The organism is Sphingomonas bacterium (assembly GCF_903643035.1).
In the GTDB taxonomy this organism is placed as follows: domain Bacteria; phylum Pseudomonadota; class Alphaproteobacteria; order Sphingomonadales; family Sphingomonadaceae; genus Sphingomonas.
The window spans coordinates 1-8,357 of record NZ_CAHJWW010000128.1; the positions used below are offsets into that span (position 1 = coordinate 1).

The 8,357-nt window shown below is 71.1% G+C and carries 7 protein-coding genes and 1 pseudogene; all 8 read left to right on the forward strand.

What is annotated here, in order from left to right:
• Positions 1–534 (forward strand): annotated as a pseudogene (locus tag HUV01_RS09265) (phenylalanine--tRNA ligase subunit beta); the annotation flags it as partial.
• 92 nt (positions 535–626) lie between these two features.
• Entirely contained in the window at positions 627–815 is a 189-nt protein-coding gene (locus HUV01_RS09270) for a hypothetical protein (RefSeq protein WP_174297998.1), read from the forward strand.
• A gap of 667 nt (positions 816–1,482) precedes the next feature.
• Positions 1,483–3,684, forward strand: coding sequence for a hypothetical protein (locus HUV01_RS09275; protein WP_174297999.1), 2,202 nt, complete (start codon positions 1,483–1,485; stop codon positions 3,682–3,684).
• Positions 3,681–5,318 carry an MBL fold metallo-hydrolase gene (locus HUV01_RS09280; protein ID WP_174298000.1) on the forward strand — a complete coding sequence of 546 codons (1,638 nt, stop codon included), beginning with the start codon at positions 3,681–3,683 and terminating at the stop codon, positions 5,316–5,318. The genes HUV01_RS09275 and HUV01_RS09280 overlap by 4 nt, the downstream gene beginning before the upstream one ends.
• Positions 5,315–6,109 carry a hypothetical protein gene (locus HUV01_RS09285; protein ID WP_174298001.1) on the forward strand — a complete coding sequence of 265 codons (795 nt, stop codon included), beginning with the start codon at positions 5,315–5,317 and terminating at the stop codon, positions 6,107–6,109. Before HUV01_RS09280 ends, HUV01_RS09285 begins: the two co-directional genes overlap by 4 nt.
• A 1-nt stretch (position 6,110) precedes the next feature.
• Positions 6,111–6,797, forward strand: coding sequence for a peptidoglycan recognition protein family protein (locus HUV01_RS09290; protein ID WP_174298002.1), 687 nt, complete (start codon positions 6,111–6,113; stop codon positions 6,795–6,797).
• Positions 6,798–6,875: 78 nt separating this feature from the next.
• Entirely contained in the window at positions 6,876–8,024 is a 1,149-nt protein-coding gene (locus HUV01_RS09295; protein WP_174298004.1) for a patatin-like phospholipase family protein, read from the forward strand.
• 126 nt (positions 8,025–8,150) lie between these two features.
• Positions 8,151–8,357: hypothetical protein (locus tag HUV01_RS09300; protein WP_174298003.1), on the forward strand; the 207-nt coding region annotated here is incomplete at its 3' end.

An 8,357-nucleotide genomic window follows, 5' to 3' on the forward strand; every position in this document is an offset into this window, starting at 1 on the left:
GCCGGCGCGCCGGTCGACAGCCTGGCCGTCGCCGGCGATGCGGGGCCGGCATGGCACCCCGGCCGGTCCGCCACCCTGCGGCTCGGCCCCAAGACCGTGCTCGCCGCCTTCGGGATGCTCCATCCCGCGCTGCTCAAGGCGTTCGATCTCGACGGTCCCGTCGCGGCGGCGGAGATATACCTCGACGCGGTCCCCGTACCCAGGAACGCGGGACGCGACTCGGGGCGGATGCGCGCGCCGTTCGCGCCGCCCGCGCTCCAGCCGGTGCGCCGCGACTTCGCGTTCACAGTCCCCGCCGCCCTTGCCGCCGACACGCTGCTGCGCAGCGTTCGCGGCGCCGACAAGACCAGCATCGTCGGCGTCCGGCTGTTCGACCTGTTCGAGCGCGCCACCGACGAGGGGAGCGTCCGCTCGATGGCGGTGGAGGTGACGATGCAACCGGGCGACAGGAGCTTCACCGACGCCGAGCTGAAGGCGATCGCCGACAAGGTGGTGGCGGCGGCGGCGAGGCAAGGCGCGGTCTTGCGGGGATAGGATCGCGGACGGGTGGCGGCCGGCGCGACGGCCCGGCTTGCATCGGTCGCCGAGTCGGCGCTTAGCAACGACCTCTCGACCAAAGGCCCGCGATGTTCCTGGATCACAATGGCTGGCCACCGCCCGAGCCGTGGCGCCCCAAGCCGCCCAGGCGGCGGATCACGGTCCGCCAGGAGCGGATGATCGCCTGGATCATCGGCTTCAACCTGCTGATGCTGTTGCTCGGCCCGCTCGCCGGCGCAACCGTTTTCGAGGGCGTGGTGGCGCTGTTGCGGCACTAGTCGCCCGGAGCGGTCGTCCGGGCGGCGATGGGTGCGGCGACGCTTAGGACCGGCTTGCATCAGACCGGAACCGCCTGTGTGCCGACGACGCAGGCTTTGCGGGCCGATCGGCGACCGCTCCGAGACTTGCGGTACGAGGTGACGGGAACGATGATTTACCGATCGTGTAACGATAAAGTATAAACCGGCATCCCGGCGGATAGCGAGTCATCGCGGTGACGTACTTCCATGGATCAACGACAAGATGGCAGTAGAGCCGTCAATAAAGTCATGTTGGACGTCGCGATGGTCGCGACCATAGATAGTAGCAGAGATATAGCGTCGGCGTGTTTTCGGTATACCGGCAGGGTGTCTTCCGTCGACAAGTCGTTCAACGCGCGGCTGGAGCGTCATTCTCGCGCGTCCAAGAGTTGATCCCTAACTAGCGATCCAAGTATCCACGGTTTGTGGCATGGGGTCGGTGGCTGCGATCCCGTCCATTCGATCGTCGGGTGGGTGGTCTTGCAAAGAAGTGCAGGGTTTGCCCATAGTTCATCCGCCGGAAGCGAGTCGTCTGCACATCGTGAGGTGTCGGACCGGCGAGGCATCGGGCCGGCAAGCTATTGGGCCGGCAGGGTGTCTGGATCGCGGCGGGGTGTCGCGACGGGATACATCCAAAGGAGGTGGCGTGTACGTCAGGGCATCCGCCGACGACTATCCCCTGCCGCCGGCGCGGCGCCTGCGGACCTATGCGTTCGACCCGCAGGCGTCCGTGGAGTTGCAGACCGCCGTCATCAACGACGTGGTGGTGCGCCTGCCTTGGGAGACGCGATGGGAGGGCGGGCTCCAGCCCGGGCCGGTCAACGACTATCTGGAAGTGGTCGACTATGATCCCGGGGCCGGCGTGTTCTACGAACCGGTCGACCTCGACGACCCGGTGCTGCTCGCGCAGGACGGGCTGCCGCCATCGGAAGGCCGGCCGCAATTCCATCAGCAGATGGTGTTCGCGGTCGCGATGCGGACCATCCGCTCGTTCGAACGGGCGCTGGGGCGGGTGGTGCTGTGGGCGGGCGACAAGGCGATCCGGCCCGATCAGGACCCACTGCTCGGCAACTTCACGCCGCGGCTGCGCATCTATCCCCATGCGCTGCGGGAGGCGAACGCCTATTACAGCCCGGAGAAGCGGGCGCTGCTGTTCGGCTATTTCCGCCCAACCAGATCGGGGACGGGGTCGGGTGCCGGCGCCGTCGACTCGAACTGGATCTTCACCTGCCTGTCGCAGGACATCGTCGCGCACGAGACGACCCATGCGATCCTGCACGGCATCCAGCGCCGCTCGATCGAGCCGGCGACCGTGGACGCGCTCGCCTTTCACGAGGCCTTCGCCGACATCGTCGCGCTGATGCAGCATTTCGGCATGAACGAGGTGGTGCGGCACGAGCTGGCGCGCAGCGGCGGATCGCTTCGCGAGCTCGGCCTGCTGACCGGGCTGGCGCAGCAGTTCGGGCGGGCGACCGGCGCCAAGGGCGCGCTGCGCTATGCGCTGATCGAGTTGCTGACGCCCGAGGCGCAGGCCGCGGGCGGGACCGGCTCCGCGCCCCCGCCTACGCCCACACCTACGCCTGCGCCCACACCTGCGCCTGCGTCCACGCCCACATCTCCGCCGACGCCCCCGCCGACGCTGGCCACCACCGTCGAGCCGCACAAGCGCGGCGGCTTTTTGGTGGCGGCGGTGTTCGACGCGTTCGTCACCATCTATGAACGGCGGACCGCCGACCTGATGCGCCTCGGCCGCCGGTCGGCCGCCGGCCGGTCGACCGGCCCGGGCGACGCGTTCGACCTGCCGCCCGAGCTGGTCGACCGGCTGGCGGCGGAAGCGGGAAAGGCGGCGGACCATGTGCTGCGCATGTGCGTACGCGCGCTCGATTATATCCCGCCGGTCGCGCTGCGGTTCGGCGAGTATCTCCGCGCGATCGTCACCGCCGACACCGATCTCGTGCCCGACGATCCCCTGCGCTACCGCGTCGCCTTCGTAGAGGCGTTCCGCAAGCGCCGGATCACCGTCCCCGGCTGCATCTCCATGGCGCCGGACAGCCTGCTCTGGGCGCCGCCCGACCGTGCGGACTACCGGGAGTTCGCGGCGATCACCGGCGCCACCGACGATCCGCTGAGCGCGATGTTCGCGGGCCTGCTGGCCCAGCTCCAGCTCTCGGTCGCGTTCGACGGCCAAGGGAGCGGGGGCCAAGGGAGCGGGGGCCAGGAAAGCGGGGGCGACCGGCGCGTCGCCTATGCGCAGGCCGATTTCGGCGGCCCGCGCAATCTGCGCGAACTGTCGATGCGGGTGGTGCTCCACAACCAGCGCGCGATCCACGCCTGGTTAGACGCGGACACGCCGGGCGACGAGGATTGGGAGCGGCTGCTGGGCATGCGGCTGCTCGCGCACGACCACCGGCTGCGCAAGGCGCCGGTGCCGCCGCTCCGCTCGATCACCAGCCGCGACGACGACACGCCGCTGTTCGAGGTCAACTCCGCCCGGCTCGCGCGCCGCGCCGGCCCGAACGGCGAGGAGCTGCACCAGCTGATCGTCCACCTGATACAGCGCCGGCGCGCGTATTTCGACAAGGGAGAACAGGCGGCGGCCGACGCCGGGCGCAGCGACGAGATCGGCGCCGCGCGCTGGGCCGACCCGGACTTCTGGTTCCGCGGCGGCGCGACCCTGCATGTCGACCTGCGCGACGGCCGGCTGATCCGCATCATCCGCAAGCGCATCGACTGCGACGAGCGGCTGCAGGCGGAGCGCGATTTCCGCACCGGCGACGACACCGGCGCCGCCGGGATGATGGGCGGCGACGAACCGTTCGCGCTGCTGCACCGGGGCTGGGAATGGTGACGGACGGCGTGGCGGCGGCGGACGCGGTGGCGGCGGCGGTGGACGCGCACGTCGGCGTGGCGCCCGAGCAGGTCCATGTCCGGATGTACCGCGCGCTGGACCCGATCCCCGACGGGAGCGCAGACGGGAGCGTCGACGGGATCGGGGACCATCGCGGGCTGCTGGGCGACTGTTTCCTGATCCGGCTGGAGGCGGGCGAGGTCCGCTCGCACATCCTGATCGACTGCGGCCTGCTGCTCGGCAGCCCGAAGGCGGCGGAGCGGATGCGGGCCGTCGCCGCCGACATCGTCTCGACCTGCGCCGGGCGGCTGGACCTGCTGATCGTGACGCACGAGCATTGGGACCACCTGTCCGGCTTTTCGCAGGCGGCGGACGTGCTGCTCGATCCTGCGAAACTCGCGATCGGGACCGCATGGATGGCATGGACGGAGGACCCTGCCGACCCGCTCGCGAACAGCCTGCGCACGCGGTTCGACCGCACCGGCTTCGCGCTCGCCAGCATCGCCGGCCGGATACGCGACGGCGACACGCCGTTCGGCCCGGACGCGGCGCGCAGCAAGCTCGGCGGCGTCGATGCGTTCATGGGCAAGCCCGTGGCGGGTTCGTCACAGAACCGGCCACGCCTCACCACCCGCGACATACTCGCCAGGCTCAAGGCGGGGGCGGGGGAGGTCTGCTACCTGCGGCCGGGCGAGACGCGGCGCACGCCCGGTCCGGTGTCGCTGCCCGCCTATGTGCTCGGACCGCCGCGCGACCTGCCGCTGCTGTTCCGCGACACGCCGTCGGCCGTGACCCCGGAGACGTATCTCGACGCGCCCACCGTCGATGGGGGGCAGCTGTTGCGCCTGGCCGACGGCGGTCTGCCCGATCCGGCCAGGGACTCGCCCTTCGCGCCGGATTACTGCCGCTTCACGATCGCGGACATGGAGGCGAGGCTGGCGGCCGGCGACGGCGACGACCTGCGCTCGTGCGAGTTCCTTCGCCGCCACTATCACGGCACCGCCGGCATGGCGGACTGGCAGAAGGCGGCGATGGACCGGCGGCGGATCGACGCCGACTGGCTGGGGACGGCCGGCGCGATGGCGCTGAAGATGGACAGCGACACCAACAACACCAGCCTGGCGCTCGCCTTCGAGCTGCCGGACGACGCGCGGGACGTGATGCTGTTCCCGGGCGACGCCCAGGTCGGCAACTGGCTGTCCTGGGGCAACCAGGCCTACAAGACGCCCGACGGCTCGCCCGTCACCATCGACCAGCTGCTCGCGCGCACGCTGCTCTACAAGGTCGGCCACCACGGCAGCCACAACGCGACGCTCGCGGCGCGCGGGCTGGCGCTCATGACGAACGACCGGCTGTTCGCGATGATCCCCACCGACGAGGAGCTGGCGAGGCGCCAGGGCGCCGGCGGCTGGCAGATGCCCAACCCGCGCGTCCGGGCGGCGCTGAAGGCACAGACCGGGGGCCGCATCCTGCGCAACGACCGCCGCTATCCGTCCGCCGCGCGCACCGCCGCCCAGAACGAGCGGCTGCGCGCGGACCCGGACGTGACCGCGATCCCGCAGGGCTTCCTCGACCGGCTCGTCGAGACCGACCTGTTCCTCGAATACCCGCTGATGGAAGGACCAAGCGCATGACCATGGCCGAGGCACGAACGCTGATCCAGACCGCCCACCTGCCGTCCGCCCAGGCGTTCGCCGCGGACGCGCCGGAGAGCGGCGGCGGGCTGCCGTCCTTCGACGCCGCGCGCGACCAGGCGCTGGTGGTGGGGTCGGACGTGGTCTCGTTCACCACCGGGGTAGAGGCCGAGTTCCGCCAGGCGATCACCGACTCGTCGCTGTTCTCGCAACTCGTCGCGATCCACAAGGTGGGGGACGACGCCGATCCGATGGCGTTCTTCAACGCCTATTTCGAGACGCTGCTGGGGCTCGGCTGGATCGAGCAGCAGCGCGAGACGGCGGCGATCAGCCTCGATAGCGGCGGCTTCGACGTACACCAGGCGGTGATCGGGGTGATCTCGACCTTCCTGGCGCCGGTCGCCGGGCCGGCGGCGCTGGTGGCGGTGGTGGCGGTGCTCAACGGGCTGCACCAGATCAACGCGGACCAGCCGTTCATCACGCTGTTCGACAAGCGCACCCGGCACGGCAGAATTGGACGGTTCCAGATCACGTCCGTCCGCCACGACCCGGCGCAGGGGCTGATGGCCGAGGTGATGGCCTTCGCCCTCGTGGCGGACGAGGTCATCACGCAGGTGCTCTTCTTCAAGCTCCACAAGGGCAGCACGGAACTGCGCCGCAGCTTCGGCAGCCTGTCGGTCGACGCACAGGCGCTGGCCGGCATCCGCCCGAACCTGGCCGCGAAGGTGGGGGCGTTCCGCACCGCGTTCATCGCCGAAGCCGATCTCGGCTCCGTTCCGGGAGGCAAATGACATGGCGCAATGCCCGTTCGCGACCCAGCATCCGATCAGCGGCTCTTCGGGGTCGAACCTGACGGGTCCGTACCGGATCGTCCACCATACCACGGAAGGGGCCAGCGCCGCCGGCGCGTTCGCGGCCTTCGCCAGGGGCCGTTCCGACCCGCATTTCACGGTCGACCACACCAGCGTCTATCAGCACATCGACACCGGCGTCGCGGGGCGCGCGCTGGTCCATGCGAAGGGCGAGGAGGAGACCAACCGCGCCAGCGCGGTGCAGATCGAGGTGGTGGGCTTCGCCGGCGCGCCGAAGAACCCGCAGACGCTGCGCAACGTCGCGCGGCTGTGCCGCTGGATCGAGGACACGCATGGGGTGTCGAGGACATGGCCGTCCGGCCTGCCCCGCCCGCCCGTCGACGGCGCCGATCCCGGCGGCCACAACCGCGATCCGAAGATCTGGGCCACGCAGGGCGGCCATTACGGCCATTGCCACGTGCCGGAGAACGTCCACTGGGACCCCGCCTACACGCGGCTGGAGGTGGAATATGTGATGGGCGCGGCGTTCGACGCGGACGGCCACCTGACCAATCCGGGCGATCCCGCGATCAAGGCGCTCGCCAGCCGGCCGGTGGCGCTGGACGCGACCGAGCCAGCGGTGATGACCGATCACGCCGACGTCGGCGGGGACGATGACGGCGGCTGACACCGGTCGGCCGGCGCGGGCTTCCCGCCCGTTGGCGAAGGCCCGATCGTGCAGGTTCTGACCAGGGAGGAACGCGACATGGCCGATCCGGCGCCGCCGGTCCGGGATGGGGACGGGGACGGGAATGGGGACGGCGCCCGCGCGCCCGACGACGCGATCGGCATCGCGCTGTCGGGCGGCGGCTATCGCGCCATGCTGTTCCACGCGGGCGCGATCGTGCGGCTGTACGAGACCGGGTTGCTGGGCCGCGCCGCCCGCATCTCCAGCGTATCGGGCGGGTCGATCACGTCGGCCAAGCTGGCGCTGGAATGGCCGCGCGTCACCAGCCGCGACGCGCTGTTCGGGCATGTGGTCGAGCCGATCCGCCGGATGGCGGGGACCGGCATCGACGTGTCGGCGGTCCTTGGCGGCGTGTTCCTGCCGGGCTCGGTCGGCGACCGCGTGGCCGCCGCATACGCGCGCCACCTGTTCGGCGACGCGACGCTTCAGGACCTGCCGGTCGCGCCGGTCTTCGTCATCAACGCCACCAACGTCGAGACGGGCTCGCTGTGGCGGTTCAGCCGCGCCCGCGCGCGCGACTGGCAGGTGGGAGAGATCGCCGCCCCCCGGCTGCGCCTGGCCGACGCGGTGACCGCCTCGTCGGCCTTCCCGCCGGTCCTGTCGCCCTTCGTGCTCAAGGTCGGACCCGCCGACTTCACGACCGTGGAGGCGGGGGTGGACGCGTCCTTCCTCCGGGACATCGCGCTTACCGACGGCGGCGTGTACGACAATCTGGGGCTGGAGACGGTGTTCAAGCGATGCCGCACGCTGTTCGTGTCGAACGGCGGCGCGGCGCTGGCGCGGGACGGCTCGCCGGCGTCGGACTGGCTGGGCCACACCCGCCGCATCATCGACATCATCGACAATCAGGTCGGCGACGTCCGCACGCGGCAGCTGATCGAGACGCTGAAGCTGGACGACGCCAACCCGCTGCACCGACGCGGCGCCTATTGGGGGATCGGCGGCGATGCCGGGAGCCTCGGCCTGCCCGACTCGCTGCCCGCGCCGCTTGCGCGCACGCGCGAGCTGGCAGCGACGCCGACCAGGCTCAGCGCCATGCCCGCCGCCCTGCAGGAACGGCTGATGAACTGGGGGTACGTCGCCTGCGATGCCGCGGTCAGGCGGTGGTACCCCGCCGGCGGACCCTATCGCGCGCCGGCCCTGCCCTACCCGGCCAATCCCATCTGAACGCGGGGCCGATCCGAACGCAGGGTCATCCGAACGCGGGGGAGGCGCGCATGTACCGAACCGGGCCGGTGCGGCCTTGCTGGCAGAACGCATGACGGCGGATCGCGGCCGGGCGGGCGAGGGCCGGTGATCGGCCCCGCGGACGTCCTGCCCTATCTCGCCGCGGGCCTCACGCTTCTCTCCGGGATCGTCGGGTTCTTCTGGGCGCGCGGCGGCGAGCGCAACCGGGTCGGCGGGATCGGCTGGGCGGCGCTGGCCCTGCTGGTCACGGGCGGCGTGGTCACGATCGTCCAGACCCGCGTGCAGGCGAAGCGGACGGCGGCGGCGGCCGCG